Here is a 25,592-nt window from a genome sequence, read left to right on the forward strand (position 1 = left end):
CCATGCCAGACACACAGACGGTCTTTGGGCTGCCGGCGGAGAAGGGGCGGTGGGGGCTTGTCGCCCTCGGCCTCCTCATCAACCTCTGTCTCGGGAGCATCTACTCCTGGAGCGTCTTTGTCGCGCCGCTTGCGGCGTACTTTTCTGAGACGCTCGGCCGGGAGGTGACGGCCGGGGAGGTCCTCCTCCCGTTCTCGGTCTTCCTCGCCTTCTTCGCGATAGCGATGCCGCTCGCCGGGAAGTACATCGAGCGCTACGGCCCCCGAAAGGTGACGATCGTCGGCGGGCTCCTTACGGGCCTCGGCTGGCTGCTCGCCTCGACGGCGACGTCGGTCGAGGCGCTCTACGTCGTCTACGGGGTCATCGGGGGGCTCGGCGTCGGGATAGCCTATGGAGCGCCGGTCGCCGTCGCGGCCCGATGGTTCCCGGACCGGCGGGGGTTTGCCGTCGGGCTGGCCCTGCTCGGCTTCGGGTTCTCGGCGTTTGTGACCGCAAACGCTGCAGGAGCCCTGATCGCCGCCTACGGCGTGATGGCGACGTTCCGGATCTTCGGGATCGCCTTCATCGCCGTGCTGCTCCTCGCCGCCCTGCCGCTCCGGTTCCCGCCGGAGGGCTGGCAGCCGAAGGGCTGGACGCCTCCCGCGCCCGGGGTCGGGACGGCGCCGGTCTGCGAGTGCGACCGAAGCGCGATGCTCCGGACGGGGACGTTCTATGGGCTCTTTGCCTGCTACTTCGTAGGCTGCCTTGCGGGGCTTACCGCGATCTCGATCGCAAAGCCGGTCGGGACCGAGGTCGCCGGAGTGGACGCGGGGCTCGCGACGCTCCTCGTCGGGTTCTTCGCCGTCTTCAACGGGCTAGGAAGGCCAGGGTTCGGGAGCCTCACCGACCGGATAACCCCGCAGAAGACAGCGATGCTCTCGTTCGCGCTGATCGCGGCGGCATCGATCCTGATCTGGCTTGTCCCCGGGGTGCCGGCCTACATCGTCGCCTTCGCCGTCCTCTGGGGCTGCCTTGGAGGGTGGCTTGCGATCGCTCCGGCGGCGACGGCCTCGTATTTCGGGACGTGCGACTACCCGCGCTGCTACGGGGTCGTCTTCCTCGCCTACGGTGCGGGGGCGATCGCCGGGCCGCAGCTTGCAGGCTTCGTCCGGGAAGCGACCGGGACCTACCTCGGCGTCTTCCCGCTCGTCGCGGGCCTGGCCGTCGTGGGGTTCGCCACCGCCTGGCTTCTCGTGCGCCCGCCGGAGACCGTTCCGGCACCGGAAAAAGAGAGAGAAGAGGAAGGCGCTACACCTTCTCCGTGAGCCCGAGCCGCCGGAGCACCCCGGCGGCCGCCTCCATCCCGCCGTCAAGGTAGACGGCGCCGATGAGGGCCTCCAGGCACTCGGCGAGGACACGGCCGGAGGTCCAGACCCTCTGGGAGGCCTCGCCCTTTCCCCAGCGAACGTAACCGGCAAGGTCGATACCTTCCGCAAGAGCGCGGAGCCGGGACATGTTCACCAGGTTCATCTTGCGGTTGGTTATCGCACCTTTGTCGTGCGCTCCGCCCGCGACCACCGCCTCCACGACCACGACGTTAATGACCGCGTCCCCGAGCGTCGCGAGGGCGTCCATGTGGGCGGCAGGAGGAAGACCCGTCTCCAGGGCGTAGGCGAGGCGGGTAAGCGCCCGGAGGAGAAGCGTTCGATCGGTGAAGGCATACCCGATCTCCTCCTCAAGCCGGCGCATCCCGCCGGTCTCACTCGCGTTCATAAAAAAGGTTACTCGAGGACTTCGGCCTTCTCGATCCGGACGGGGACCTTCGGCCTGTCGGATGAGTCCGTCCTCACCTTCCCGATCTTATCGACGACGTCGAGCCCCTCCACCACCTCCCCGAAGACCGGGTGGGCGCTCGGCGTCCGGGGGTCGTCCCAGTCGAGATAGGTGTTGTCGACGAGGTTGATGAAGAACTGGCTCCCGCCGGAGTTCGGGCGGCCGGTGTTCGCCATCGATATCGTGCCCCGGAGGTTCGAATGACCCTTCACGAACTCGTCGGGGATGGTGTAGCCCGGCCCGCCCATCCCGGTGCCGGTGGGGTCGCCGCCCTGGATCATGAAGCCATCGATGACCCGGTGAAAGATCGTCCCGTCGTAGAACCCGGACCGGACCAGTTTCTCAAAGTTCCCCGCGGTCACCGGCATATCGTCGTAGAGCCGGATCGTGATATCGCCCATCGTCGTATGGAGCACGACACGCTTATCCGCCATAATCATTCACTCCGTATGGTATTGTCCCGCATCTCTACTTATACTGATGGAAGATCCGGCAACCGGGACCGCAGTCCCCTGAGTCAACCATATAGCATAAACAAATCAGTAAAGTAAAAATAATTTATACGAACAGCCCGGAAGTATATGTATGTACTCCGGAGCGAAGATTCACCCCGGCCGGGATATATCCACCATTCCCCACCCGGCCTCCGGCAGCGGAGGGGCCCTCCTATGAGCCGCCGGGCGCCGGTCTTCATCATCACCGGCGGGCAAGGCCAGTGCAAGACGACGTTCCTGCACCAGGTCCTCGGACTCATCGTCGGGCTGAACGTGCGTGTCCAGGGGATCATCGCACCCGGGCATGTGCGGGACGGCCGCAGGTCCGGGTTCACCCTGGTCGACCTCGCCACCGGCGAGCACGAGGTACTCTGCTCGGTCGATCCCGATCCCCGGTGCGAGATCCACGGCCGGTTCTATTTCCGGCCCGAGGGGTTGGCATTCGGCCGCCGGGCGCTCGCACCGCCTGATCCGCGGGAGACCGATCTTATGGTCATCGATGAGGTGGGGAGGTTCGAGCTCCAGGGCGGGGTCTGGGCGGAGCAGCTCGACTGCCTGTTCGCACATCCGCACCCGCCGATGATCCTGACGGTCCGGCGCCGGCTTCTTGATACGGTCGTCGAGCGATGGAATATCAGAAACGCCGTCGTGGTGGACGTCGGGGTGGCGAGCGTCATGGCGACGGCGGATGCGGTGATGGAAGCCGTCTGGGAGTGGCGGGAAGCGCAGACCTACTCGGCGGCCCGGACGCCTCCGATCCCGGGCGAGTGCATCGGCGCTCCAACACCCTTCGTGAATACGGCCGCCGGGGCCGCCCGGAGCGCCCCGGTGATCCTCCGGCGATGCTACGGCCCGGAAGAGTGACGGGCCCGACAGCGCCTCACTCCTTCTCAAGCGCTTTTGCGGCGGCCCGCCCGATCAGTTCCGGCGGGATCGCCTCGTACTCCTCGCCGTTGTAGCGGAGCGTCCGGCACTCCGCCTCCTCCTCCCCGCAGGTCTCGCAGGATTCACAGGATGCACAGGAGCAGGACGTCGCGGTCACCTCGACCCCTTCGAGGAGTTCCTCGACCGGGACGCCGTTGAAGAGGAGGCGCTCCGGCTCCATGGCCACCTCATCGGGGAGGACCGTCTCGACCATCCGGACGGCGACCCCCTCCATCTCGAGGAGCATGCGGATCTCCGCGAGGACCGCCGCAAGGGTCATCCCGGTCTCCTCGAACTCTTCGCGGGTCTTCTCGATCTCGTTTCCGATATGCTTCCATTCGATGACGAGTTCCTTCTTCATGTATACCATCTCCTCTGTAACCGGCGGGAGATCTTCTGCCGCCCCTCTGGGCTACTACCGGGATCAGGATCGTGCCGCCCGACACAGATCGGCTCGACAGACCGCACCGGCAACCTACTCATCTTCCGGCTCGGGTTCTTCTTTCTTCTCCTTCGGGACGATCCCTGTCCCGCAGCAACCGCCGCCGCTCCCGCAGCCGCAGCCGGAAGAGAAGAGTTTTTTCACCCGCGATCCGACACATCCTTCTTCATGCTTTTCATTGCTGTCTGTCATGTCGTCACTCTCGCTCCAGCAGATGCGCCGGAGTGTTTTACGCTGACTAACTGTTTGCGGTGCCGGCGTATGAAGGTTTTAGTCTCATTACTCTCGAATCCCGGGCGCAGGCACAGACTGGAGCCCGGCAGGAGGTGGGACACGCGAGCAGCATTGCGGCGAGAAAGTCTATCCCGATCCCGGCGAAGAGCACCCCGACAATGCGCCGCATCCACTGTTCGAAGATCTCCGCTGCCTTCAGCTCCTGATCGCCTCCATAACGGCAGCCGAAAGGCGTTCTATCTCGTCGAACCGGGGTTCGGCCATCCCGTTCTTTGCGATGCCGCAGTCAGTCGCGACCAGATGCAGATCCGGCTCGACCCCGAGCGCCTGTACCTTCTTCCTCCCGCAACAGTCGCCGCACCCGTCAAGCACCAGGATCCGATCCGCGTGCCGGACCGCGACCTCCAGCGACGCCGTCGGCCGTGTGGCCGCGACGCACGTCTCGACCGCCCCGCAGGAACTGCGGAGGAGCATCGCACCGGTCTGGGCCGTCAGTTTCCCGGTGTTCGAGAGCCCCGAACAGGCAACGATGGTGAACGCCATACTCATTCTTCTCCAAACCTTGCGCCGATTCAGCTCGTAATCTCGTCCCGGATCCCCCGGACGCCCGCCATGACCTCCTCGTCGATGCCGGCCGAGAAGGCCTGGTAACGGTCGCCGTAGCGGGCGTTCATGTAGCCCTCCGCCGTCTGCGACCGGGCGGCGTTATGGGTGCAGACGAAGAGGACCCTCTTCTTCACGGTATCACTCCAGTCCGAGCGCCTTCAGCGCCGCCCGGGCGATCAGCTCCGGCGGGATCGACTCGTAGCGCTTGCCGTCGTACTCGACCGCACGGCACTCGGCGTCGTCCTGTCCGGTGATGCAGGCGCAGGAGGCGCAGGGCGTGGCTGTAACCTCCATGTCTTCGATGAGGTTCTCAAGCGGCACGCCGTTGAAGAGGATGCTGTTTGAGTCCGCTATCGCTTCGTTTTCAAGGACGGTCTCGATGAACCGGACCGCGATTCCCTCTTCCTCGAGGATGGGGCGCATCTGCTCGACGACGTCAATCACCGCCCGGCCGGTCGCGCCGCAGCGCTCGCAGGTGTTCTCGATGTCTCTTCCGACATGTTTCCATTCGATGACCAGTTCGTTCTTCATGGTAGCCCCTCACGTGGCGCAGGACAATGTGCTTCGACCACTCCTCCGTACCAGCGGTCCCGGAGCCGGAGGGCGACGTTCACGAGCGAGATCAGCACCGGCACCTCGAGCAGCGGCCCGACGACGGTGGCAAACGCCACGCCCGAGCCGATCCCGAAGACCCCGATGGCAACGGCGATGGCGAGTTCGAAGTTGTTGCTCGCGGCGGTGAACGCAAGCGACGTTGACCTCCCGTAGTCGACGCCGACCTTCCAGCTCATCCAGAAGCTTGCGAAGAACATGATCAGGAAGTAGAGGGTGAGCGGGATGGCGATCCGGACGACGTCGAGCGGCAGCGCCACGATGTTGCCGCCCTGCGTCGAGAACATCACCACGATCGTGAAGAGCAGGGCGACGAGCGTGATCGGCGAGATCTTCGGGATGAACCGGGTATGATACCACTCCTTCGACTTCACCCGGAGGAGCGCAAAGCGGGTCAGGAATCCGGCGATGAACGGGATGCCCAGGTAAATGAAGACCGTGACGGCGACGCCCGAGATGGTGATCGGCACCTCCGTCCCGGCGCCGATGCCAAGGAGCGGCGGGAGGACGGTGATGAAGACATAGGCGTAGGGAGCATAGAAGAGCACCTGGAAGATCGAATTGACGCCGACGATCGCGGCGCAGTACTCGCAGTCGCCCTTCGCGAGATCGTTCCAGACGATGACCATGGCGATGCACCGGGCGAGGCCGACCAGGATAAGGCCGTACATGAACTCCGGCCGGTCGGCGAGGAAGGTCGCCGCGAGAAGGAACATCAGTACCGGGCCGACGACCCAGTTCTGGACGAGGGAGAGGCCGAGTACCCGGGTGTCCCGGAAGACCCGGCCGAGCTCCTCGTAGCGGACTTTCGCGAGCGGCGGGTACATCATCAGGATCAGCCCGAGCGCGATCGGGATGGATGTGGTGCCGATCGAGAACCCCGTAATCGCCTCCGGCACGCCGGGGAGGAAGTAGCCGATGGCGACGCCGGCCGCCATCGCAAGGACAATCCAGAGGGTCAGGTAGCGGTCGAGGAAGGAGAGCCGGGAACCGGGGGCCTTCGGATGAATCTGGTCGATGGTGCCCATCGCCGGTCACCTGCAGCAATCGCAGCTGCCGGGGCGCCGATCGGCCCGGTACTCCCTCACGAGCGCGGCTGCATACAGCGTTTCCCCACCCGGAGGAACGTAGTTATGCTCGCGGACCCGCCGGACCAGCTCCTTGCCGAGGGCGGCATCGTCACCGATCCCCATCGCGGCGACCTCCGCAAAGACCGCATCAAGCATCGTAAACCCAATTATAGTCCCGCCGACGTCGATCCGTCGGATCTGCCGCAGGGCATCTGCGGCACAGCAGGGTATCTTCTCCCGTCTGGAATCCATGTTACAATCACCTCATAACAGGCCGTCAGAACATCGCAAGGGCCTGGAACGCCACGCCGGCCAGGATGGCGACCCCGAGGATGATCACCACGAACGCGGCGAGTAGGCGCCGCTCGAAGATCGCGGCAAGCAATGTCACCTCCGGGATGCTCGCGCCCGCGCCGCCGATGATCAGCGCCATCACGGCACCGATGCCCATTCCCTTATCGAGGAGGACGGCGCTGATCGGGATGAGCGTCTCCGCCCGGATGTACATCGGCACGCCGATGACCGCCGCAACCGGGATGGCGAGGGGGTTGTCCGGCCCCGCGACCGCAACGATCAGGTCTTCGGGGACGAATCCGTAGATGAACGCACCGATCCCGGCGCCGAGCAGGAGGTAGGGGAGCACCTGCCGGAAAAGACCGACCGCGAAAGAGAACGCTCCCCGGATGCGGGTGCCGTGGGTTGCAGCGCAACTGCAGGGTTCCGGTCTCCCTTCGACCATGACGTCCCTGACATAGCGCTCGTACCCGAACCGGCCGAGGAGCCAGCCTATCCCCACGGCGGCCGTGAAGGTAAGGGCGGCGTAGATGGCGGTCGGGACGACCCCGACGAGCGCGACGAGGAGGGCAAGGATCACCGGGTTTAAGAGCGGGGATGCGAGCAGGAACGACATGCAGACCCCGAACGGAACCCCGATGTCGAGGAGGCCGAGCAGGATCGGGATCGTCGAGCAGGAGCAGAACGGGGTGAGGGCACCGAACCCGGCCCCGATAACGTTCCCGACGCCCTGTCGTCTCCCGGCAAGCACGCCCCGGATCCGTTCTTCGGGGATGTAGGCCTGGAGGAGCCCGACGAGGAAGGTGATCCCCACAAAGAGCAGGACCAGTTCTCCGGCGATGACGACGAAGAACTCTCCGGCGGTGGTCAGGTTCGAAGCGGCATCCATGGTCGTTCACTCACCTGCCCCGTTCCTCCTTCTGAGACCCGCACGCCGTCCGGGTACGGGACTCCTCGCCCCATCCGCCTGCCATGCTCCGCTTCCGGTCACTCCTTCTTCTCGTCTGTCCTCTTCGGCACAATCTTCACGTTGCCGCAGCAGCAGCCGCGGTCGCTCTCCGGCGCAAGGAGGTTCTTGATCCGTCCGGCGATGCCTTCTTTCCGGTTTTTGCTGGTGTCGTCCGCCATGATGCTACGCTCCGCGCTGTTTCAACATTATTTGAAATAAGGTGGACATCACTACCGATAAATGTTCTGGTTCCAAAAAGAGTTGAAGTGGGGTCAACCGGCGGCGACGGGCCTGGCGGGGACAGGATTCACAACGGCGTCAGTGAGGTTCCCCGGCCGGGCAGGGTCGAGGAGCCCGTATCGGTGGAGACCCAGACCCGGAACCGTGAGAACAGACGAACAAACCGGCGGTTATGATGTCCATGCTTTTTCTCCTCTGCTGTCGAACGGTTAGTTCGTACCTCGTGCGGTAGCAGCGAAAGATTATAGGTACTCTCGTTTCGCATTGTCTCGAAAGAAGAGTGTGATGATCGGATGGCAGGAGGCGAAGAGTATCAGGACACATCCCTGCCCCTCCCTCCCGGAGTCGAAGAGTCGCTCTGTCAGTGTGGTGGGATTACAGGGCTTATAGAACAGTTGCCGGCCGATGCAGTGCTTGAGCGGGAGAGCAGCGTCCACCGTGCGCTTGGCGACCCGCTTCGTCTCAAGATTCTCACGATGCTCTCCGTGCAACCGCTCTGCGTCTGCGTCGTCAAGGCGGTGCTCGGCATCGCAGACTCGAAGCTCTCCTACCACCTCGGTGTCCTGAAGAAAGCGAACCTGATCGCCGGCGAGGCACAGGGGAACTGGATCATCTACCGCCTGACGGCCGAAGGTGAGGCGTGGGCGCAACAGATCGTGGATGATAACGGAAGTTGAAAGATAGGTGGATGCCGGGGCCTAGAGCCCGAGCCCCTCTAAAAACATCCGGTGCAGGCGTAAGTCCCCGCCGAGCTCGGGATGGAAGGCAAACGCCATATGCCGCCCATACCGGACAGCGACGATCCCCTCCGGTATCCGGGCGAGCACCTGGACCTGAGGGTCAACGTCCGTCGCCACCGGGGCCCGGATGAAGACTGCCCGGAACGGCTCCGTGAGCCCGGCAACCTCGAGCATCGCCTCGCGGGAGTCGACCTGCCGGCCGAAGGCGTTGCGTGCCACATGCATCGGGACGAGAGAGAGGGGCCGGACCCGGGGGTCGTCCACCCGGTCGGCGATAAGGACCATTCCCGCGCAGGTGGCGAAGATCCCGCCCTCGAACTCCGCGATCGGCTCATAGAGCCCGTTCTTCTCGATCAACCGGGAGATCGTCGTCGACTCCCCGCCCGGGATCGCAAGGGCGTCGAGGTCCGCAAGGTCTGTGGGCTTCCTGACTAAAACGACCTCCGAGCCCGGTCTCTCCGCGAGCGCCTCCCGGAACGCCGCAGCATGCTCGGCGACGTCGCCCTGGAGCGCGAGAACCCCGACCTTAACGCCCACGGGTCTGCAACACCTCTTCTGGACGAAGTGTACGGATATCGATGCCCTTCATCGCATCCCCAAGACCCCTGCTCACCTCGGCAAGGACCTTTGGATCGTCGTAGTGGTTCACCGCCTCGACGATCGCCCGGGCGGTCGCCTCGGGGTTTGCGGACTTGAAGATGCCCGACCCGACAAAGACACCGTCGGCCCCAAGGTGCATCATCAGCGCCGCGTCGGCAGGCGTCGCGATCCCGCCGGCGGAGAAGTTCACGACGGGGAGCCGGCCGCGCTCTGCGCACTCGATGACCAGGTCCGCCGGCGCCTCGATATCGCGGGCCCGGTCGACGAGTTCCTGGCGTGAGAGACCCTGCAGGCTCCGGATCTCGCCCATGATCGCCCGCATGTGGCGGACCGCCTCGACGACGTTGCCGGTCCCGGCCTCGCCCTTTGTCCGGATCATCGCCGCTCCCTCGTTGATGCGGCGCAGCGCCTCCCCGAGGTTCCGGGCGCCGCAGACGAATGGCACGGAGAACCGGGTTTTATCGATATGGAACTGCTCGTCCGCCGGGGTCAACACCTCGCTCTCGTCGATCATGTCCACACCAAGCGCTTCCAGGATCTGCGCCTCGACGAAGTGGCCGATCCGAACCTTCCCCATCACCGGGATGGAGACCGCATCGATGATCTCGATAATCTTCTGTGGATCGGCCATACGGGCCACGCCCCCGGCTGCCCTGATATCGGCCGGGACTCTCTCAAGCGCCATGACGGCGACGGCACCGGCCTCTTCGGCAATCTGCGCCTGCTCTGCGTTGACGACGTCCATAATGACGCCGCCTTTCTGCATCGACGCAAAGCCGCGCTTGATCAGCTCGGTGCCAAATCTCAGTTCCTCGAGTTTCATTACTTCTATGTATAGCACATGGACCACAATAAAAATAGTGCGGCGATCTCCCCAATCGCAAAGATGACCGTCGCCGCCCGGACCGCCCGGACAATTCCGGCTCCCCCCTCCGCAAGGCTCCGCTCCGGATCCCCGATCGTATAGACGCCGGGCTTCTCGAGCCGGATCCCTACCCCGCCGGCGATGACCGCCATCGGGATTCCGCCGTTGAACCCCGGCCGCTTCTTTCTATCGCGCCGGAGGGCCGCATACGCCGGGGTGAACCGGCCCTTCGCCGCAAAGTAGGCGAGGAGGATAAGACCTGTCAGCCGGGCCGGGATGAAGTTTGCAACGTCGTCGGCGCGGGCCGAAAACCACCCGATCCGGGCCCGCTCGTCGCGGTAGCCGAGCATCGCGTCCAGGGTGTTGATCGCCCTAAAACCTGCGGCTCCGACGAGTCCAAAGAGCCCATAGTAGAAGAGCGGAGAGATGATGCTGTCGACCAGGTTCTCGGTCATCGACTCGTATGCCGCCGAGAGGACGTGCTCGGAATCGAGGTCCCCCGTATCCCGGCTCACCATCATCCCGACTGTTGAGCGGCCCGCACCGATCCCGTCGTCCTCGAGCGCCCGGACGACGGCGGCGACGTGCTCCTCAAGCGACCGCCAGGCAAGACAGACCTTGAGGAGGAAGGGCGCGAGGAGGAGGTAGAGGTACCAGGGGGCCAGATACTCGACGAGCGCAAACGGCGCGGCAAAGAGGGCGACCGTCACGAGAGCGCCCAAAACCCCAAAAAAACGCTCGACGCGGGCCGGGTAGCGGCCCGGGACCCCCCACCACCCGATGAACCGGCCAAGCAGAGCCACCGGGTGGTAGCGGGAGTGCGGGTCCCCGATCAGCCGGTCCACCAGCAGCGACGCAGCGACTACGACCGCTGCCGCAACCATGTGAGAATGACCCCGAGAAGGAGGGCCGCAAACGCGGCGGCGTTCAGGAGATCGATCCCAAGCATGAGCCACAGCCCATAGAGGAGCAGGGCGATCACACAGGGGACGAGGACCGTCGCCGGCGGGAGCGGTATGCCCGGTCTAGCGACCTCCGGGACGACTGGCTCCGGCTCCGGAGCAGGCTCAGGATCGGGCCGCTCCTTGACGACGACCCGGAACTCCGCTCTCTTAGCGCCGTAGCCGGCGATGACCTCGAGAGAGAAGGTTCCGGGGCAGGCGTTCTCCCGGATGGGGATAGAAAACTCCTCGATCTTGTTTACGTAGAGATTCTCGTGGAAGAAGTCGGTGAAGGCCGCGGAGTTTGAGGAGGCGATGGTGATATGGAGCGGCGAACCGTGGTTGATGATATGGAGGACGAGGTCGCTGCCCGGTGTCACCTCGACCTCGTCCGGAACCGCTATCGCGTTTATCCCGCGGCTATTGAGATGAATCTCCGGCACGGTCTGATCAGTCCTCGCAGATGTTCTGCGGGAGGAGGTTTGGGATGCCCTCGTTGATCGGGTAGTCAACGCGGCATGCCGCGCACCGAAGGGTGCCCTCCAGCACCTCCTCGCCGCGCTCTTCTGTCACCAGGAGTTCCAGGTCCCCCTTACAGACCGGGCAGCAGAGAATCTCCATAAGATCTCTTCTCATAGCTCACTCCGTAGATCGATGATCTGCGAGATCTCGGGGCCCGTCGAGATCAGGGTGACGGGCTTGCCGATATCCTCTTCCGCCTGCGCAATGAAGTCCTTTGCCTTCTTCGTCAGCCGATCGTACTCGGTGACGCCGAAGCAGGCCGGGTCGATCCGGTCGATCCCGGTGATCGCCGCCTGGGTGCAGCCGTTGATCATCGCCGAGTAGCGCGCCATCTCCCCGTCCCAGGTGCCGATGCGGCGCTGCCGGTGGGTGACGGTCCCGAACTCCTCGATACCGAGCTTGTGCGACTGCTCCGCGGTCATCTCGGTCGAGAAGGGGCCCTCGCCGACCCGGGTCGGGTAGGCCTTGAAGACGACGATGACGTCGTCGATCCGGGTCGGGCCGACACCGTTATCGGCGGCGATCTGCGAGGCGGAGGTATCTTTGCTCGTCACATACGGGTAGGTTCCGAAGTAGAGGGAGATCCCGAAGCCCTGGGTCCCCTCGAGGAGGACCATCTCGCCGTTATCGAGAGCGCTGTTGATATCCTGTGCTACGTCGGTGACAAAGTCGGCAAGCTCAGGAACATCTTTTGCCTGCCGGGATGTCCGGAGAACACGGTCTGCGTTCGCCGGGCCGCACCCGGTCCCGGTGCTCCCGATCTTCTTTCTGAGATGCTCGCTCCCCCTGTCCCGGGCGATATGCTCCTCTTCGATGACACCGCACCTGCCGTCGACAAAGATCCTCTCCCGGACGCCGAGCAGGTCGACCTCGTGCAGGAAGACCCGGGGATCAACGAGGACGCCGCTCCCGATCATGAGGGTTGCTTCCGGGTAGACAAACCCCGAGGGGACCATCCTGACACCGTACTCTTTTTCACCAATGCGGACGGTATGCCCTGCGTTCGGGCCGACGCCGCCCCTGGAGATGATGGATGGTCTGTCCTGGTGAGCAATGTGGGCTACGATCTTTCCTTTTCCCTCGTCACCAAAGAACCCGCCGACGATAATAGTACAACTCATTGTTCTATCATGTAGGATGGAGCGATACTGAATGATAAACGTTACAATCTGATACCGGGAGAGCAGCCATCCTGTTTATGTGAAGACGACGCCGGACAACCCATCCATCTCTGCCTGGCAAGGCCTCGCGCCAAAAAGAGCAGCGATCGGCCATAAGATCCAGTACCCAAAGAGCGGAACCGGGTCTGGCCCCGGTACCAATACTGGGGGCCTTCCGCGGGGAGTGCATTGCATATCAGTCTTGTGGATCAGAAGCCTGGCTCCCCGGTCGGTCACTGCCGGATCCAAACCCCTTCATTTCCACTGGAAACTTCATCTTCTCTGCATCCAGGGCTGCCACGTCGAGCATTCTATGAAATGATGAGCCGATCTGTGATCGAATTTAGAACATTGGAGCGCGGACGAGAACCCAATGATCCGCCCGGCATTTCCAGAGGGGGATGCATATCCTGCACGCGTGGGAAAGTGATCCCGACCCCCTCGGAATCGCCGAATAAATCCACATCTCCAGTGGAAGCAAAGGGGTTCTCCTATCGTCATTCCTCTGTCGGACACCGGATTGCCCGTTATTTGAGCATGGATACCGCATAAAAGAGTTGTGATTTGGTCTTGAGAAGACCTGGGGCGCTCTCACTCTTTTGATTCCAGGAAGGCCGCCATGCGGGAGAGGGCCTCCCTGAGATCGTCCCGCGAGACCGCATAGGCGCACCGCACATGCCCGGCACCGGAGGGCCCGAGGACACTCCCCGGGACGACCGCGACATGCTGATCGTGCAGGAGTTTCTCGGCAAACTCGAGATCGCTCATGCCGGTGCTCTCCACCGAGGGGAAGGCGTAAAATGCGCCCTTCGGAACGTGGCAGGCAAGGCCGATCTTGTTTAATCCGTCGACAAAGAGGTTCCGCCGGAGACGGTACTCCCTGACCATGGCGTCTTTCTCGGCCTCCCCGATCCGGAGCGCTTCATACGCCGCGATCTGTCCCATCACCGGGGCGCAGAGCGCGACGTACTGGTGGATCTTCAAGGCCGCGGCGGTGATCTCGGGCGGAGCGCAGAGGTAGCCGATCCGCCACCCGGTCATGGCGAAGGCCTTCGAGAACCCGTTTAAGGTGATCGTCCGCTCATAGAGTTCCGGGATCCGTGCCGGAGAGAAGTGGTCGCCTTCGTAGGTGAGCTCGGCGTAGACCTCGTCGCTGATGAGGAGGAGGTCGTGGTCGACCAAAAGATCGGCGATGCCATGCCAGTCCGCCTCCTGCATCACCCCGCCGGTGGGGTTGTTCGGGAAGTTTACGATGAGCGCCTTTGTCTTTGGGGTGATCTTCTCCGCGAGCGCCTCGGGCGTCAGCCGGAACTCGTCCTCCGCCCGGCAGGGGACGGTGACCGGGACGCCGCCTGCGAGGGAGACGCATGGGACATAGGAGACGTAACAGGGCTCTGCGACCAGGATCTCGTCTCCCGGATCCGTAATGGCCCTAATAGCGATATCGGCCGCTTCCGAGACGCCGCAGGTGACGATGATCTCGTTCTCGGGGTCATACCGGGTGCCGAAACGGGTATCGAGGTAGCGGCTGATGGCGCCCCGGAGCTGAGGAGTCCCCTTGTTTGAGGTGTAGGCGGTCGACCCCTGCTCGATCGAGTAGATGGAGGCCTCGCAGACGCACCAAGGCGTCACGAAGTCCGGTTCACCGACACCCAGGGATATGACGTCATCCATCGTCTGGGCGATATCGAAGAACCGCCGGATCCCCGACGGAGGTATGGCGCGGGCCCGGGCAGAGACGAAATCCCTCAACGCGCCTCACCTCAGAACGAGTACGGGAGACGTTCGACCTCTTCGCGCTCGGCGAAGGTGGTGCCGTTCTCCTTGTAGGTCTTCATGATGATGTGCGTCGCCGTCTCACGGATCCGGTCCATCGGGGCGATCTGCTCGGCGACGAACCGGGCGATCTCATGCATGCTCGGCCCGGTGACCAGGAGCTGGAGGTCGTAAGCCCCGGTCATCAGCCGGAGCGACCGGACCTGGGGGAACCGGGCGATCCGCTCCGCGATCCGGTCGTAACCGAAGTCCCGTTCAGGCGAGACTTTGAGCTCGATCACCGCGGCGACGTTGCCGTCCCCGGCCCGCTCCCAGTCGACGACCGCTCCGTAGCGGCGGATGGCGCCGATCGACTCGAGCCGGCTGATCCGGCTCTTTACTTCCTCTTCGCTCATCTCGGCCAGCACCGCAAGTTCGCTTGTCGGGGTGCGGCAGTTCTCCTCCAGGAGATGGAGGAGGGTACGGTCCTTCTCGTCCATAATCTCACCTGAACATTGCTCTTAAACGATTGATATCAATATCTCTGAGTCTCTGGTCATCCAATCTTGGGTCGCGCGTGACGACTTCCTCGATCTTGCTTGTCGTTGCATCGAACCACATCTCCTTCGTCCGGCCGTAGCGGCCGCGCGAGACGACCCGGGTGTTGATGACCCCGAGCATGTTGAGTTCGGAGATGAGGTCCGTGATCCGGCGGTGCGTCAGGACGTCGAGATCGATGATCCGGGCAATCTCCCGATAGACCACCGTGACCTCACCGCTCGTGAATATCCTCTTGCCCATCCGCTCAAGGATCAGCATCGCATACAGGACCGCCTTGCTCTGGGTCGGGAGAGTGGAGATGCACTCCACCATGCTGTCGGTCTCGATCTTCTCCTGCGCCATCCGGACATGCCGCTCGGTCACGCCCGGTGCATTCTCGCGATCGGCAAGCTCCCCCGAGACCCGGAGAAGGTCGAGCGCCCGCCGGGCGTCGCCGTGCTCCTGCGCCGCGAGCGCCGCGCAGAGCGGGATGACCGTCTCGTCGAGCGCGCCCTCCACGAAGGCCATCTCGGCCCTCTGCTGGAGGATATCGCAGAGCTGCGGGGCGTTGTAGGGGGGAAAGACGATCTCCTCCTCGGAGAGCGAGGAGAGAACCCGGGGGTCCAGGAAGTCGGTGAACCGGAGGTCGTTTGATATCCCGATGATGCTGACCTTCGCAAACTTGAGATCGGAGTTGATCCGGGTGAGGTTGTAGAGGGTATCGTCGCCGCTCTTCTTGACGAGTTTGTCGATCTCGTCGAGGATGATGACCATGACCCCGCCGTTGCTCTCGAGCTGGTTCTTGAGTTCCGCATAAACCTGGTCGGTCGGCCACCCGGTCATCGGGATATGGGCCCGGGTGCTGTCGCTCGGATGCGCATCGGCCTCGTCGAGGCAGTTCGCGATCTGGGCGAGGACACGGTACTGGGTATCGATCACCTCGCAGTTGAGGTGGACGACCTTGCACTTGGTCCCGGCGAGCGCACTTGCATTCTCAAGCTCGGCTCCCACGTACCGGACCGATGCCGTCTTCCCGGTCCCGGTCTTGCCGTAGATGAGGATATTGGACGGGGTCTCGTTTGTGAGAGCGGGGGCAAGAATAGAGGCAAGCTCGTCGATCTGCGGTTTCCGGTGAGGAAGGATCTGAGGACGATAACTGTGGCGGAGAACTTCCCTGTTCTTAAATATACGTCTATTGGTCAGGTATTTTTTGAATAATCCCATTGAGTTGTTCTTATCGTCCGACATGGTGTCACCGGAGGGGGTTACCCGGACAGGAGAGTTTCGTGTCGAGGGCCCACAATATGGTTGTTCTGGAGACTGATAACCCCTTCGTTTCCAGTGGAACGTGGAACCCGATTAGTTGCCAGCAGAACCTTGGCAGATCCGGTCAGGGAAGCTCGAGGTGAGAGGTGATCTGAGGAAGAGGATCGCAGGATCACCCCCACCCCTTTGTTTCCAGTGGAACGTGATGATGATACACCCCCTTGGTGTATCACATTCAAAAGTGATGATGATAGTCATGTGTACCTCTGCAACTCAAAATATAAAAATTAATCGTTAAAGTACAGAGTGAAGAAAACAGGCAAAAAAAGAGTTAAAAGCAGAAATAAGTTTTTTTAAGGCCTAAATGACACAATTGAAACTTGTAGAACGTTGAAACCAGGTAGGATGGAGAGAGACCAGAACTGGATGAAATAACCGGGGAAGAGGAGAAAACCTGAAACGATAGAAAGTGGAGCAGGAGAAGGAAGGATAGGAGCAGAAAGGATCCAGGAGCTTCCCTAGTACGATCCTCTTACCACCGTACGTCTCAGTGGCTCTCATCATCCCTTGGGTCTCATCTCTCTGCTCCTTATCACTCTCGATTACCCCGATGCTCTTTACTCCTCTTCACCGATCTCTTCATCGACTGCACCTCTACATCGTTTTATAATCGACCTATATTCTCTTCTTTTACTGAAATAGACAATAATATCAGACCTAAGTCCAAACGATTCATTCTCAGAGAGCCGATAGCTCTTGGGACCCATATTAGACCTCTAAGTTCCTGTGGAAGATCGCTCTCGATTCTCTTCTCCTGCAATTCTCTCTTCTTCTTCCACGACGGACCGGATCAGTGAATCATGAAAAACTCGATTATCTGCCAGTATAATCAGAATCTAACGTAAAAACACGGTTTTATCCCCTCACCCACCATTCCCCTCCAACCTGCCCTCGCCCTTGCCCTCGTGGTCCCGAATATGTTCCAGTGGAAACAAAGGGGTCAGGGATTCCCCACCTCCTCCGGGAAGATAGAAAGAAGTAAAATACGCGGTATAGGAGTACGGGATGATCTCATGGAGAGCAACCATCTTAAACCCATCACTGTGACCGGTGCCGTCATCACCGTCTCATCGACCCGGAAGCCGGAGACCGATGCCAGCGGGAAGATCCTGATCGACCTCTTTTCGGCCGCCGGTATCGAGGTGACCCACTACGCCGTTATCCCCGACGACCTTGAGCGGATCCGTGCCGAGGTCCGGACGGCGCTTACGCGCGCAAACTGCGTCGTCGTCACCGGGGGGACCGGGCTCACACCGGACGATGTGACGATTGAGGCGGTCGCGCCGCTGCTTGAGAAGACGATCGACGGATTCGGCGAACTCTTCCGGCTCAAGAGTTACGAAGAGATCGGGACCTCCGCCATCCTCTCCCGGGCGATCGCCGGGGTCGTCGGCGGTCGGGCGGTCTTCTGCATCCCGGGCTCAACCAAGGCCGTCACGCTTGCTGCAAAGGAGATCATCATCCCCGAGATCCAGCATATCCTCTCTCACGCCGGGCCGACTCAGCGGTAGACGTCGAGGAGCGCCACCCGCTCGATGACCAGGTCGCGGAACCGGTCCTCGCCGACGACCGCGACCTCCTCGGGCGTGATATCGTAGAGGTCCGCAAGACGCGCCCGCTTCGCGGGATCGATCGTCTCCCAGTCCTCGTCGACAAACCGCACAAGACCGGCAAGTCGGTCGCGGACGCCCGATGCAGGGGGACAGACCGCGATGTAGAAGCGGTTCTCCCCCGGGTGGATCCCAAAGGACGAGGCCACATGGCACTGCCGCGTTCCCGCGGCGTAGAGGAGCGCCTCCATCTCGATCGAGTTCGCTATCGGGTCGCCCCGATTCCACGATCGCCAGGCATGCCGGAGCGCCGCTCTTACGTGCTCGCGCCCGGCCAGGCGGTCGGCGTCAAAGAGGATGATATGGGTTCCGCACTCGTCGGCGATCGTCCTGATCTCGTTTAAGAGTTTGAACTTATTCTCGATCGTAGCGACCGCCTGATAGATATCGCATGCTACTTCTGCCATTTTCTCGTTCACCCGAACCGGGAGAGGGTCGACTGCTCCTCGCTGATCTCCTGGATCTCTTCCCGCACGCCATCAAGCTGCTCAAAGACCTGAGCGGCGATCCCCTGCCCGAGGATCCTGGAAACCTTTTCCTGTCCTGCGGCGCGGAGCGCCTCGATCGAGTCGATGCCGTTGTCAAAGAGCCGGCGCGCCCTGACGCGCCCGATCCCGCGCAGCCTGATGAGGGGCAGGAGCTCTTTCTTGATACCGTGCTTGGTCCGGAGTTCCATCTCCTCGATGGGGCGGACGAGGTGCGGGGCAAAGAGCCCGGCGAGGTGCCGGCTCGCGTGGACCAGCCAGGCGACGCTCTCGACCATCCCGTAGACATCACCGGGACCGACGTTGTAGCGCCGGCAGATCTCGTCCTCGCCGATCTCGTTCACCCAGTCGGCGAGGAGGAGCGCGGTCTTGAGGCTCCGGTCGAACTCTTCGTCGGCGTCCCAGGGGATCTCCATCCAGAGATCGTCACGGTGGTCGGCGAGGAACCGGTCTAGGAGGTACATATCGTCCCGTCGAACGAAGAGCGTCGGCATATCCGGCGTCGAGCAGAGGAGGTGAAGGAGCCCAATATCGGTGTAGTCCTTCTGATCCGCCATCGCCGTCACGATCACCTCCGCGCTCCTCGGATCGATGTAGAGTCGGGAGACGAGCGACCCGTACTCCGTCGGCTCGAGCCAGTCCCCCACCTCGGTGATCATCTCCGCCTCGCGCAGGAACTCAAGCACCCGGTGGACAACCCGCGAGAGCGCACGCTGGCTCTCGCCCTGGTGGGCGTAGAACGTCCCGTCCATGAACCCGAGCACCTCATCGCGCTCCCGGGCGAAGCCTGTCGCGATGAGCGAGAGGATGTGGGTGCAGAGGACCGCCTCGTTTGCGCACCGGCTCCGGACGTCCTCCGCCGGGGCCTCGATGTAGCAGTCGAAGAGCTCCTCGACCATCTCCTCCGACTTCGCGATCAGGACCGCCTCGCCGTAGGGGTCGAGGTGCGGCCGCCCGGCCCGCCCGGCCATCTGCCGGTACTCCCGGACCGGGATCGGGAGCATCCCCTCCCCGGCGCTGAACCGGAGGTAGTCGCGGATGATCACCCGCCTGGCGGGAAGGTTCAGGCCGGCCGCAAGGGTCGGTGTCGAGGCGATCACCTTGATCTCCCCCTCACGGAATCCGGCCTCAACAATCTGCCGCTCTTCCCGCGAGAGGCCGGCGTGATGGAACGCCGCGCCCTGCGCAACACAGGCCGCAAGAGTCTTTCCCATATCGGTCGCGGCGTTCGAGCGGATCCGATCCGCATATCCGGCGAGGACGGGGTTTGCGAGTTTCAAGCCCGAGGCCGCGCGTTTCGCGAACGCTTCGGCGTTCTTGCGGGAGCTGACAAAGACCAGGCACTGCCCTCCCTCCGCGACCGTGTCGAGGACGAGGTCCAGGTCCTCGTACTTGCTCTTTCGTTCGATCTGCCGGACGCGGTCGGCGAACTGGATGCTGTCCTGGAAGAAGACCCCCTCCCTGAGATCGACCGGCCGCCAGTCGCTCTCGATGAGTTCGGCGTCCAGCCACCCCGCAAGGTCGGCAGGGTTCCCGATCGTCGCCGAGAGACCGATGATCTGCATATCCGGGTTTCTGTGGCGGAGTTTCGTGATCACCATCTCAAGCGTCGCCCCCCGAGAGGGGTCGTCGATCAGGTGCGCCTCATCGACGACGAGGAGGGTGATGTCGGCAAGCCACGGCGTCCGGTTCCGCAGGAGCGAGTCCACCTTCTCGCTCGTCGCGACGATGATATCGTTTCGTCCGAGGTAGTCGTCCCTCCGGTCGAAGTCGCCGGTCGCGATCCCGATCCGGAGCCCTTTCCCCGAGAACTCCTGGAACTTCTCGCTCGCGAGCGCTCGCAGAGGAACGATGTAGAGGCACTTGCCGCCCCTCGCCACCTGATGGTGCATCGCCATCTCGGCGACCAGGGTCTTGCCGCTCGCGGTTGGGATGGAGATGAGGAGGTTCTTCCCCGAAAAAAGCCCCGCTTCGACGCACGCGGCCTGAGGCGGGTAGAGTTCGGTGATCCCGCGGCGAGCGTAACTGGCCGCGAGATCCGGCGGGATGGGGAGACCCGCTATCTCCATGTATACCCCTTCATTTCCACTGCAGACTCCATACTGCGCGTATTGTTATGGCCATGGACAGAACCGGCTCGCCCCGGCAATATCACGAATAATACTCCAGCATCTCCCGTTTGGCTTCCTTTTTCTTCCGATCGAGGAAAGCGTAGACATGTTCGTGAGGCACGCCCTGGATCAGCATCTCGATTGCTTTTCGTGCGATCTCGACATGATCGGGAAGACCGATGATCGCAACGGTCTTGCCCTGGACCGAGATCTCCGTGCCGGTCATATCCTCGATCTGGGCGCGGGATGTCCCTGCTTTTCCGATGATCCGGCCCCGGAGCCGCTCGAGCTGCCTACTCGACCCCGAGAGGTCGGCGAGGTCGAGGATATCGAGCATCATATCCTCGTCATCGAGGAGCCGGAACGCGCGTTCCGGCGAGAATCCACGGTTGATCGCGGAGATGACGTTTGTCGCCGTCATCACGTTCACGGGATCCTCCCCCTCGATCGTCACCAATCCTTCTTCGCTGTCGATCCGGAGAGATATCCCAATCTTCTCTTCGATCTCGCGCTTTGTGGACCCGCTCTTTCCGATGAGTACACCGATCCTCGCGGTTGAAATTTTCATCTCCTGTGTGGTCATGATTGCATCCCTTCTCCCGGTCTTGAAGGCTCCCGATATTCGGTCCCGGTGATCGCGCTGATGATCTCCTGTTCATCCAAGATATCGCAGTAGCGGGAGAAATATCGATTAAGGTTCTTGATATCCCGTATCAGGAACGCGGGCGCCCGTGGGTGATCCAGGGTGACCGCCTGTCCCATATCGATCAGGTAGGGTTTCTCGTGATAGAGGATATTGTATTCGGAGAGGTCGGCATGGACCAGGCGCGCATCCCGGTAGAGCCGTTCGATATAGTCGAGGATCTGTCGATACACCGCTCCGTAGTCCTCGATCTCGGCGTTCCGGAGTTGTGGATACGGTAATTCGTCCTCGCCGAGGAATCGCATCAAGAGGATGTTCCGGTCGAACGCGAGGGGCTCGGGGACTGGAATCCCCACCTCATACGCCCGGGCGAGGTTGCTGTACTCTTTCTTCGTCCAGGCGAAGATGATACCCTTCCGCGTCCCGCGGACGCTTGAGAACCGGCGGTCGCCCGCGAGATACTCGGTCATCGCCTTGAAGTTCGCGGTCTGGATGCGGTAGATCTTGATCGCGATCTCGTCTTCGTCGCGCTCGCCATAAAAGACGTTCGCCTCTTTTCCGGTGCTGATAGGCCCGCCGATGGCTGATATCAGTCTCTTATGGACGAGCTTGTAGAGTGCTATCAGGGTGACTTCGTCAAAGACATCGTCGCGTACCTTCACCGAATCGGCGTCTTTTATTCGGACACCCATCGCCTCTATCTCGCGGTCGAACCGTTCGTACTCGTCTTCGCGGGCCATGATCGGATCACCTGCTGCAGACGTAGTCGTGTACGGGAGCGAGGATATCGATGAGATGTTCGGCGGTTGCCGTCTTTAAGTCCAGGGGATGGATCTCGCCCGCAGCGTAGGCACGCTCCAAGTCCTCGTAGGTATCGAACTCCCGGTCCCCGCCGAACTTCGCGGGCCGGCGGATGGTGACCGTACCCGTCCGGGGGAAGATGTGGTAGCGCAGGATCTCAAGCACCGGGTTGTTCTCGATCTCGGGCGGGCAGAATGCCTTCTTCATCTTCCGCCTGATCTCCTCCTCAGATTCGGCGACGGATATGACGTTTCCTGCCGATGACGACATCTTCTTCCCGTCGAGGCCGTTGATGATCGGCGTGTGGATGCAGACCGGCGCCGGGTATCCGATTGAGGGAAGGTGTTCCCGCGCAAGCATGTGAATCTTTCGCTGGTCGATTCCGCCGACGGCGGCGTCCACCTGCAGGGTCGCGATATCGACCATCTGCATGATCGGATAGACCATCTGCGAGACCATCGGGTTCTCCATCTGCCGCCCGACCTCGTCCATGCTCCTCTTCGCCCGGTTGAGGGTGATTGCCTGGGAGAGTTTGAGGACAGAAAGCTCGTACTCCGGCGTAAGCTGGACGTCCGAACCGAGGACATACTTTGCGCCGCGCAGGCCGAGCCCCTCGAAGCAGAGGCGGTTGTATTCGGCGATCTCCCGGATCTCCTCCATGGTGCCCTTGCGGTTCAAGAAGGCGTGGAGATCGGCGATGAGCACGGTCACCTCGAACCCTGCCTGCTGCAAGTCCATCAACTTGTTCACCGTCACCATGTGGCCGAGGTGGATCTCACCGCTCGGCTCGTAGCCGGTGTAGACCCGTTTGACCGGGCGGTCAATGAGCGCACGCAGCTCCTCTTCGGTGACAACCTCAACGGTATTCCGGGTCACCAGTTCATACGGATCCATTAAAAATAGTGGGTTTGCCGGGGAGTTAATCCTTCTTCCTCCCCCGGTCCGGCCGTTCACCCGATCGCGACGAGACCGAGCGCTTTGTTCGTCATCCGGATGGACTCTTCCGGATCCTTCACGGTTCCCATCAGGGCGCGGATGCAGTCGATGTTCTCGGGGACGACGTCGGCCTCCTGGTGGATGGCCTGGAAGCAGTAGAACTCCTTTCCGTTCAGGACCGAGACCGACTCCTCAAAGACCCCGTTCTCCCAGAGGTCCGTCCGCGGCCGGCCGAGATCCTGGGTGTACTCCCGGAGCTGGGCGTTGCTCTTGATCCCGGTGGCCTTGCGGATGAGCCCAATCCGGCTGTGGTTCTCAAAGACCTTCAGCACCTCTTCGCGGGTGGTCTCCTTCTTTAGGTCCATCTGGATAGAGTGCATGTGCATGAACGTCGTCGGGACGATCATCGCGAGGGTGACGATATTGATGTGCGGGAGGACGGTGTTGACGTCCGGCCCGTGGTGGCTCGGGATGGTCGCCGGGTTGAGGACGATCGCGTCCACCGGCCCCCTCTTGACGTCATCGGGGTCCGCTGCCCGCCGGACCATCACCGCCCGGACCCGCTCGACGCCGAAGGCCTGGTCCATGGCGTGGATGATCCGGACGAGTCCGGTGGTGTTGCACGAGACGACCCGGGCGAACTGGTGCCCTTCGGCCTCTCTGTAGTTTGCGTGGGCATTGAACGAGAACCCGGCGACCTCGTGTTCCTCGCCGCCCTGGAAGATTGCCTTCTTGCCGAGACGCTCGTAGATCGGTCGGTTCTTCTCCCCGACACCCCCCGGTGTGGCATCAACGACGATATCGGCGGCCTTGATCATCGCCTCTACGTCGCCGGCGACCTCAAGACCGACCTTCTCGAATGCCGGCTTCTTTGAGAGGTCCGCGATATAGAGCGGGTAGCCGCGCTCTTTTGCGACGAACGCTTCAGCAGAGACGCTGGTCTTCGAAACCCCTATTACTTCCATATCGGGCTGAACGGCGACCGCATCGGCTACCCTTTTGCCGATGGTCCCAAATCCGTTGATTGCGACTTTGATCATGCATGTTGGAATACAGAACAAAAATTAATAAAGGTTGCTGGTTTGCAGATAGCGAGGATATTCTGGGCTCTTATCAAGATTAGAGGTTTCAAGTGGCCCATTATCATCACTATGCCGCGTAATCTCAAGAACTGGAAGATAATGTTATAAAGCCGAAGCGATCTTGCGCGAGGTGCGGCAGGTCTTATATTGGCTGGCGCCATCTGCATACCTATGGAGAAGCAGCCCATCATTGAGACCGATCGTCTCCTCCTGCGCCCATTCGACCTTGCGGATGCCGCCACGGTTCAACGGCTCTGCGGGGACCACGCCGTTGCCGCGACAACCCTCCTCCCCTACCCCTACCCGGAAGGCCTTGCCGAGATCTGGATCGCCTCCCTCTCCGAGGGCATCGAGCGCGGCGACGCCGCAGGCTTTGCCGTCACGCTTGCCCGTGAAAAGAGGCTGATCGGCGGTGTCCGGCTGCAGATCGATCCCGTCCACGTTCGCGGAGAACTCGGGTTCTGGATAGGGCGGTCATGCTGGGGCCGGGGGTATGCCACCGAGGCGGTCCGGGCGGTGATCGGCTACGGGTTCTCCGCTCTTGGCCTGCACCGGATCCATGCCATGCACTTCTCCAGGAACCCTGCCTCCGGGCGCGTGATGGAGAAATGCGGGATGGTGCACGAAGGGCGGCTCCGTGAGCATGTCAGAAAATGGGGTGTCTATGAGGACGTCGACGTCTGGGGGATCGTCTCCCCGTCGTTGGGGCCGGGATTGGTCGTATGAATGAACAGCCCGTCCTCATGACCGATCGTCTCCTCCTGCGGCCGTTCACCCTCAAGGACGCCCCGGTAGTCCGGCGCCTCGCCGGCGACTACGAGGTCGCGTCTCGCACACTTGATATACCATACCCCTACCCCGACGGGGCGGCGGAGGCCTGGATTGCCACCCACAAGTCTGAGTTTAGGAAAGGAAAGAGCGCCGTCTACGCCGTTACCCGGATCCGGGAAGGGGATCTTGTGGGCGCGGTTGGGCTTGTGGCGATCGACCGCCGTCACGGACGGGCTGAGCTCGGCTACTGGGTGGGGAGGCCCTACTGGGATCGGGGGTATGCCACCGAGGCGGCCCGGGCGGTGATTGAGTATGGGTTCTCCGCGCTCGGGCTGCACCGGGTCTACGCCATGCACCTCTCACGCAACCCTGCATCGGGGCGTGTGATGGAGAAGTGCGGGATGGTCCACGAGGCGCATCTTAGGGAGCATGGCCGGAGGGGGGAGGTCTATGAGGATATCGACGTCTGGGGGATCCTCCACGACGAGTGGCGGGTGCGTTGAACCGGGCGGTTCAACCTTCAAACCTCCGCTGTATGGGGAATTTATTAACCTCCCGATCGAGAGGAGAATGGGGAATGTGAATGGGGTTCGCCCCCACTCTATTGTTGACCCCGCCCCGGGGCTTTCGCCCGTGCTCAGTCAGACCTCCACCTAAATAGAGAGCCGGGCGGCTGCCTCTGCGGTGTAGAGCCTCTACCTCCTGACGAAGGCTGCGTAACCCCGAACTCCCCCCTCCCGGGTGACCGGAAGGATGAGAACCTCTTTTCCCTGGCGATCCAGCTGCCGTGCATAGGTGGCTGCAGCCTGCTGGGTTGCGTAGAGTCGGTCGGCGTAATACTCTTTCTCATCGATAACGCGGCGTTGCCGTATCTTGATCCAGTTTGCTTCCGGGCGCCGTTGCATACTCTTGATTGGAGCGAGGGGGCAATAGTTATTGTTAATCTCATCTCTCCTCACCGCCCCCTGCAGGTGGTCGGCCCAACCGCCCGCAACGTATTTCTGCTTTCGGTGCCCTTTTGGGCGCC

32 protein-coding genes and 1 pseudogene are annotated in these 25,592 nt (G+C 62.1%); 6 read left to right on the plus strand and 27 right to left on the minus strand.

The window, feature by feature from the left end:
- Window positions 1–2: 2 nt before the first annotated feature.
- Entirely contained in the window at window positions 3–1,304 is a 1,302-nt protein-coding gene (locus MCUTH_RS08125; RefSeq protein ID WP_066957916.1) for an L-lactate MFS transporter, read from the plus strand.
- Here MCUTH_RS08125 and MCUTH_RS08130 read toward each other — a convergent pair.
- Together MCUTH_RS08130 and MCUTH_RS08135 are read right to left on the minus strand one after the other, a co-directional pair.
- Complete coding sequence (locus MCUTH_RS08130) at window positions 1,288–1,752, minus strand: ribonuclease III domain-containing protein (RefSeq protein WP_066957918.1); 465 nt, start codon at window positions 1,750–1,752, stop codon at window positions 1,288–1,290. The two genes, MCUTH_RS08125 and MCUTH_RS08130, sit on opposite strands and share 17 nt — an antisense overlap.
- An 8-nt stretch (window positions 1,753–1,760) precedes the next feature.
- Window positions 1,761–2,246: a peptidylprolyl isomerase gene (locus MCUTH_RS08135; protein WP_066957920.1), complete on the minus strand. Its 486-nt coding sequence runs from the start codon at window positions 2,244–2,246 to the stop codon at window positions 1,761–1,763.
- 234 nt (window positions 2,247–2,480) lie between these two features.
- Here MCUTH_RS08135 and MCUTH_RS08140 point away from each other — a divergent pair, with 234 nt between their 5' ends.
- Window positions 2,481–3,170 carry a nucleoside-triphosphatase gene (locus MCUTH_RS08140; RefSeq protein ID WP_066957922.1) on the plus strand — a complete coding sequence of 230 codons (690 nt, stop codon included), beginning with the start codon at window positions 2,481–2,483 and terminating at the stop codon, window positions 3,168–3,170.
- Window positions 3,171–3,186: 16 nt separating this feature from the next.
- Here MCUTH_RS08140 and MCUTH_RS08145 read toward each other — a convergent pair whose 3' ends face one another.
- The 9 genes and pseudogenes from MCUTH_RS08145 to MCUTH_RS11760 form a co-directional block, all read right to left on the minus strand.
- On the minus strand, window positions 3,187–3,591 hold the full coding sequence (locus MCUTH_RS08145; RefSeq protein ID WP_066957924.1) for a DUF2703 domain-containing protein: 405 nt from the start codon (window positions 3,589–3,591) through the stop codon (window positions 3,187–3,189).
- Between the two features lie 114 nt (window positions 3,592–3,705).
- Window positions 3,706–3,864: a hypothetical protein gene (locus MCUTH_RS11755; RefSeq protein ID WP_161937584.1), complete on the minus strand. Its 159-nt coding sequence runs from the start codon at window positions 3,862–3,864 to the stop codon at window positions 3,706–3,708.
- Between the two features lie 237 nt (window positions 3,865–4,101).
- Complete coding sequence (locus MCUTH_RS08150) at window positions 4,102–4,449, minus strand: putative zinc-binding protein (protein WP_066957926.1); 348 nt, start codon at window positions 4,447–4,449, stop codon at window positions 4,102–4,104.
- A gap of 80 nt (window positions 4,450–4,529) precedes the next feature.
- Window positions 4,530–4,646, minus strand: a pseudogene (locus tag MCUTH_RS11405) (arsenate reductase/protein-tyrosine-phosphatase family protein); the annotation flags it as partial.
- A 4-nt stretch (window positions 4,647–4,650) separates the two neighbouring features.
- On the minus strand, window positions 4,651–5,043 hold the full coding sequence (locus MCUTH_RS08155) for a DUF2703 domain-containing protein (RefSeq protein ID WP_066957928.1): 393 nt from the start codon (window positions 5,041–5,043) through the stop codon (window positions 4,651–4,653).
- The gene (gene arsB, locus MCUTH_RS08160) at window positions 5,040–6,152 is read right to left on the minus strand and encodes an ACR3 family arsenite efflux transporter (protein ID WP_066957930.1); all 1,113 of its coding nucleotides are present in this window, start codon (window positions 6,150–6,152) and stop codon (window positions 5,040–5,042) included. Before arsB ends, MCUTH_RS08155 begins: the two co-directional genes overlap by 4 nt.
- Window positions 6,153–6,158: 6 nt before the next feature.
- Window positions 6,159–6,446: a hypothetical protein gene (locus MCUTH_RS08165; protein ID WP_066957932.1), complete on the minus strand. Its 288-nt coding sequence runs from the start codon at window positions 6,444–6,446 to the stop codon at window positions 6,159–6,161.
- 25 nt (window positions 6,447–6,471) lie between these two features.
- Window positions 6,472–7,377, minus strand: coding sequence for a permease (locus MCUTH_RS08170; protein WP_066957934.1), 906 nt, complete (start codon window positions 7,375–7,377; stop codon window positions 6,472–6,474).
- A 98-nt stretch (window positions 7,378–7,475) separates the two neighbouring features.
- A complete protein-coding gene (locus tag MCUTH_RS11760) occupies window positions 7,476–7,616 on the minus strand; it encodes a hypothetical protein (RefSeq protein WP_161937585.1) in 141 nt (46 codons plus the stop codon).
- 354 nt (window positions 7,617–7,970) lie between these two features.
- On the opposite strand from MCUTH_RS11760, the gene MCUTH_RS08175 reads away from it, so the two are divergent.
- A complete protein-coding gene (locus MCUTH_RS08175; RefSeq protein WP_066957936.1) occupies window positions 7,971–8,354 on the plus strand; it encodes an ArsR/SmtB family transcription factor in 384 nt (127 codons plus the stop codon).
- Window positions 8,355–8,375: 21 nt separating this feature from the next.
- Here the strand turns inward: MCUTH_RS08175 and pdxT are convergent, their stop codons facing one another.
- The 9 genes from pdxT to MCUTH_RS08220 form a co-directional block, all read right to left on the minus strand.
- Complete coding sequence (gene pdxT / locus MCUTH_RS08180; protein ID WP_066957938.1) at window positions 8,376–8,954, minus strand: pyridoxal 5'-phosphate synthase glutaminase subunit PdxT; 579 nt, start codon at window positions 8,952–8,954, stop codon at window positions 8,376–8,378.
- Window positions 8,944–9,840 (minus strand): pyridoxal 5'-phosphate synthase lyase subunit PdxS, encoded by an 897-nt coding sequence (pdxS, locus tag MCUTH_RS08185; RefSeq protein WP_066957940.1) that lies wholly within the window; start codon window positions 9,838–9,840, stop codon window positions 8,944–8,946. The genes pdxT and pdxS overlap by 11 nt, the downstream gene beginning before the upstream one ends.
- Before the next feature lie 5 nt (window positions 9,841–9,845).
- Window positions 9,846–10,766, minus strand: coding sequence for an adenosylcobinamide-phosphate synthase CbiB (cbiB, locus tag MCUTH_RS08190; RefSeq protein WP_066957942.1), 921 nt, complete (start codon window positions 10,764–10,766; stop codon window positions 9,846–9,848).
- The gene (locus MCUTH_RS08195) at window positions 10,745–11,266 is read right to left on the minus strand and encodes a DUF7524 family protein (RefSeq protein WP_066957943.1); all 522 of its coding nucleotides are present in this window, start codon (window positions 11,264–11,266) and stop codon (window positions 10,745–10,747) included. Before MCUTH_RS08195 ends, cbiB begins: the two co-directional genes overlap by 22 nt.
- Before the next feature lie 7 nt (window positions 11,267–11,273).
- A complete protein-coding gene (locus tag MCUTH_RS08200; RefSeq protein ID WP_066957945.1) occupies window positions 11,274–11,459 on the minus strand; it encodes a methytransferase partner Trm112 in 186 nt (61 codons plus the stop codon).
- A complete protein-coding gene (locus tag MCUTH_RS08205) occupies window positions 11,456–12,466 on the minus strand; it encodes an adenylosuccinate synthetase (RefSeq protein ID WP_066957947.1) in 1,011 nt (336 codons plus the stop codon). The genes MCUTH_RS08200 and MCUTH_RS08205 overlap by 4 nt, the downstream gene beginning before the upstream one ends.
- A gap of 630 nt (window positions 12,467–13,096) precedes the next feature.
- Window positions 13,097–14,257, minus strand: coding sequence for an aminotransferase class I/II-fold pyridoxal phosphate-dependent enzyme (locus MCUTH_RS08210; protein ID WP_066957949.1), 1,161 nt, complete (start codon window positions 14,255–14,257; stop codon window positions 13,097–13,099).
- Window positions 14,258–14,268: 11 nt separating this feature from the next.
- Complete coding sequence (locus MCUTH_RS08215) at window positions 14,269–14,760, minus strand: Lrp/AsnC family transcriptional regulator (protein ID WP_066957951.1); 492 nt, start codon at window positions 14,758–14,760, stop codon at window positions 14,269–14,271.
- A gap of 4 nt (window positions 14,761–14,764) precedes the next feature.
- On the minus strand, window positions 14,765–16,048 hold the full coding sequence (locus MCUTH_RS08220; protein ID WP_066957953.1) for an ORC1-type DNA replication protein: 1,284 nt from the start codon (window positions 16,046–16,048) through the stop codon (window positions 14,765–14,767).
- A 1,091-nt stretch (window positions 16,049–17,139) separates the two neighbouring features.
- Here MCUTH_RS08220 and MCUTH_RS08225 point away from each other — a divergent pair.
- Entirely contained in the window at window positions 17,140–17,637 is a 498-nt protein-coding gene (locus MCUTH_RS08225; RefSeq protein ID WP_066957955.1) for a MogA/MoaB family molybdenum cofactor biosynthesis protein, read from the plus strand.
- On the opposite strand, the gene cgi121 is transcribed toward MCUTH_RS08225, so the two are convergent.
- From cgi121 to MCUTH_RS08255, 6 genes are all read right to left on the minus strand, one after another.
- Entirely contained in the window at window positions 17,628–18,143 is a 516-nt protein-coding gene (gene cgi121 / locus MCUTH_RS08230) for a KEOPS complex subunit Cgi121 (RefSeq protein ID WP_066958174.1), read from the minus strand. The two genes, MCUTH_RS08225 and cgi121, sit on opposite strands and share 10 nt — an antisense overlap.
- A gap of 8 nt (window positions 18,144–18,151) precedes the next feature.
- The gene (locus tag MCUTH_RS08235) at window positions 18,152–20,290 is read right to left on the minus strand and encodes an ATP-dependent DNA helicase (RefSeq protein ID WP_066957958.1); all 2,139 of its coding nucleotides are present in this window, start codon (window positions 20,288–20,290) and stop codon (window positions 18,152–18,154) included.
- An 82-nt stretch (window positions 20,291–20,372) separates the two neighbouring features.
- Window positions 20,373–20,915 carry a KH domain-containing protein gene (locus MCUTH_RS08240; RefSeq protein ID WP_066957960.1) on the minus strand — a complete coding sequence of 181 codons (543 nt, stop codon included), beginning with the start codon at window positions 20,913–20,915 and terminating at the stop codon, window positions 20,373–20,375.
- Window positions 20,912–21,715: a serine protein kinase RIO gene (locus MCUTH_RS08245; protein ID WP_066957962.1), complete on the minus strand. Its 804-nt coding sequence runs from the start codon at window positions 21,713–21,715 to the stop codon at window positions 20,912–20,914. The genes MCUTH_RS08240 and MCUTH_RS08245 overlap by 4 nt, the downstream gene beginning before the upstream one ends.
- 7 nt (window positions 21,716–21,722) lie before the next feature.
- Window positions 21,723–22,670, minus strand: coding sequence for a tyrosine--tRNA ligase (locus MCUTH_RS08250; protein WP_066957964.1), 948 nt, complete (start codon window positions 22,668–22,670; stop codon window positions 21,723–21,725).
- A gap of 56 nt (window positions 22,671–22,726) precedes the next feature.
- Window positions 22,727–23,752 (minus strand): type II glyceraldehyde-3-phosphate dehydrogenase, encoded by a 1,026-nt coding sequence (locus tag MCUTH_RS08255; RefSeq protein ID WP_066957966.1) that lies wholly within the window; start codon window positions 23,750–23,752, stop codon window positions 22,727–22,729.
- A gap of 213 nt (window positions 23,753–23,965) precedes the next feature.
- On the opposite strand from MCUTH_RS08255, the gene MCUTH_RS08260 reads away from it, so the two are divergent.
- Together MCUTH_RS08260 and MCUTH_RS08265 are read left to right on the plus strand one after the other, a co-directional pair.
- Entirely contained in the window at window positions 23,966–24,520 is a 555-nt protein-coding gene (locus MCUTH_RS08260) for a GNAT family N-acetyltransferase (protein ID WP_066957968.1), read from the plus strand.
- Window positions 24,517–25,068, plus strand: a complete 552-nt coding sequence (locus MCUTH_RS08265; RefSeq protein ID WP_066957970.1) for a GNAT family N-acetyltransferase — start codon at window positions 24,517–24,519, stop codon at window positions 25,066–25,068. The genes MCUTH_RS08260 and MCUTH_RS08265 overlap by 4 nt, the downstream gene beginning before the upstream one ends.
- A gap of 192 nt (window positions 25,069–25,260) precedes the next feature.
- Here the strand turns inward: MCUTH_RS08265 and MCUTH_RS08270 are convergent, their stop codons facing one another.
- Complete coding sequence (locus tag MCUTH_RS08270) at window positions 25,261–25,470, minus strand: hypothetical protein (RefSeq protein WP_066957972.1); 210 nt, start codon at window positions 25,468–25,470, stop codon at window positions 25,261–25,263.
- Window positions 25,471–25,592 lie beyond the last annotated feature (122 nt).

This window comes from Methanoculleus thermophilus, from assembly GCF_001571405.1.
GTDB lineage: Archaea > Halobacteriota > Methanomicrobia > Methanomicrobiales > Methanoculleaceae > Methanoculleus > Methanoculleus thermophilus.

What these genes read in the sequence shown, in the direction of transcription:
- MCUTH_RS08125 (WP_066957916.1), top strand. Translation starts at nt 3, where the DNA reads ATGCCAGACACACAGACGGTCTTTGGGCTGCCGGCGGAGAAGGGGCGG.
- MCUTH_RS08130 (WP_066957918.1), bottom strand. Translation starts at nt 1,752, where the DNA reads ATGAACGCGAGTGAGACCGGCGGGATGCGCCGGCTTGAGGAGGAGATC.
- MCUTH_RS08135 (WP_066957920.1), bottom strand. Translation starts at nt 2,246, where the DNA reads ATGGCGGATAAGCGTGTCGTGCTCCATACGACGATGGGCGATATCACG.
- MCUTH_RS08140 (WP_066957922.1), top strand. Translation starts at nt 2,481, where the DNA reads ATGAGCCGCCGGGCGCCGGTCTTCATCATCACCGGCGGGCAAGGCCAG.
- MCUTH_RS08145 (WP_066957924.1), bottom strand. Translation starts at nt 3,591, where the DNA reads ATGAAGAAGGAACTCGTCATCGAATGGAAGCATATCGGAAACGAGATC.
- MCUTH_RS11755 (WP_161937584.1), bottom strand. Translation starts at nt 3,864, where the DNA reads ATGACAGACAGCAATGAAAAGCATGAAGAAGGATGTGTCGGATCGCGG.
- MCUTH_RS08150 (WP_066957926.1), bottom strand. Translation starts at nt 4,449, where the DNA reads ATGGCGTTCACCATCGTTGCCTGTTCGGGGCTCTCGAACACCGGGAAA.
- MCUTH_RS08155 (WP_066957928.1), bottom strand. Translation starts at nt 5,043, where the DNA reads ATGAAGAACGAACTGGTCATCGAATGGAAACATGTCGGAAGAGACATC.
- arsB (WP_066957930.1), bottom strand. Translation starts at nt 6,152, where the DNA reads ATGGGCACCATCGACCAGATTCATCCGAAGGCCCCCGGTTCCCGGCTC.
- MCUTH_RS08165 (WP_066957932.1), bottom strand. Translation starts at nt 6,446, where the DNA reads ATGGATTCCAGACGGGAGAAGATACCCTGCTGTGCCGCAGATGCCCTG.
- MCUTH_RS08170 (WP_066957934.1), bottom strand. Translation starts at nt 7,377, where the DNA reads ATGGATGCCGCTTCGAACCTGACCACCGCCGGAGAGTTCTTCGTCGTC.
- MCUTH_RS11760 (WP_161937585.1), bottom strand. Translation starts at nt 7,616, where the DNA reads ATGGCGGACGACACCAGCAAAAACCGGAAAGAAGGCATCGCCGGACGG.
- MCUTH_RS08175 (WP_066957936.1), top strand. Translation starts at nt 7,971, where the DNA reads ATGGCAGGAGGCGAAGAGTATCAGGACACATCCCTGCCCCTCCCTCCC.
- pdxS (WP_066957940.1), bottom strand. Translation starts at nt 9,840, where the DNA reads ATGAAACTCGAGGAACTGAGATTTGGCACCGAGCTGATCAAGCGCGGC.
- cbiB (WP_066957942.1), bottom strand. Translation starts at nt 10,766, where the DNA reads ATGGTTGCGGCAGCGGTCGTAGTCGCTGCGTCGCTGCTGGTGGACCGG.
- MCUTH_RS08200 (WP_066957945.1), bottom strand. Translation starts at nt 11,459, where the DNA reads ATGAGAAGAGATCTTATGGAGATTCTCTGCTGCCCGGTCTGTAAGGGG.
- MCUTH_RS08205 (WP_066957947.1), bottom strand. Translation starts at nt 12,466, where the DNA reads ATGAGTTGTACTATTATCGTCGGCGGGTTCTTTGGTGACGAGGGAAAA.
- MCUTH_RS08215 (WP_066957951.1), bottom strand. Translation starts at nt 14,760, where the DNA reads ATGGACGAGAAGGACCGTACCCTCCTCCATCTCCTGGAGGAGAACTGC.
- MCUTH_RS08220 (WP_066957953.1), bottom strand. Translation starts at nt 16,048, where the DNA reads ATGTCGGACGATAAGAACAACTCAATGGGATTATTCAAAAAATACCTG.
- MCUTH_RS08225 (WP_066957955.1), top strand. Translation starts at nt 17,140, where the DNA reads ATGGAGAGCAACCATCTTAAACCCATCACTGTGACCGGTGCCGTCATC.
- cgi121 (WP_066958174.1), bottom strand. Translation starts at nt 18,143, where the DNA reads ATGGCAGAAGTAGCATGCGATATCTATCAGGCGGTCGCTACGATCGAG.
- MCUTH_RS08235 (WP_066957958.1), bottom strand. Translation starts at nt 20,290, where the DNA reads ATGGAGATAGCGGGTCTCCCCATCCCGCCGGATCTCGCGGCCAGTTAC.
- MCUTH_RS08240 (WP_066957960.1), bottom strand. Translation starts at nt 20,915, where the DNA reads ATGACCACACAGGAGATGAAAATTTCAACCGCGAGGATCGGTGTACTC.
- MCUTH_RS08245 (WP_066957962.1), bottom strand. Translation starts at nt 21,715, where the DNA reads ATGGCCCGCGAAGACGAGTACGAACGGTTCGACCGCGAGATAGAGGCG.
- MCUTH_RS08250 (WP_066957964.1), bottom strand. Translation starts at nt 22,670, where the DNA reads ATGGATCCGTATGAACTGGTGACCCGGAATACCGTTGAGGTTGTCACC.
- MCUTH_RS08255 (WP_066957966.1), bottom strand. Translation starts at nt 23,752, where the DNA reads ATGATCAAAGTCGCAATCAACGGATTTGGGACCATCGGCAAAAGGGTA.
- MCUTH_RS08260 (WP_066957968.1), top strand. Translation starts at nt 23,966, where the DNA reads ATGGAGAAGCAGCCCATCATTGAGACCGATCGTCTCCTCCTGCGCCCA.
- MCUTH_RS08265 (WP_066957970.1), top strand. Translation starts at nt 24,517, where the DNA reads ATGAATGAACAGCCCGTCCTCATGACCGATCGTCTCCTCCTGCGGCCG.
- MCUTH_RS08270 (WP_066957972.1), bottom strand. Translation starts at nt 25,470, where the DNA reads ATGCAACGGCGCCCGGAAGCAAACTGGATCAAGATACGGCAACGCCGC.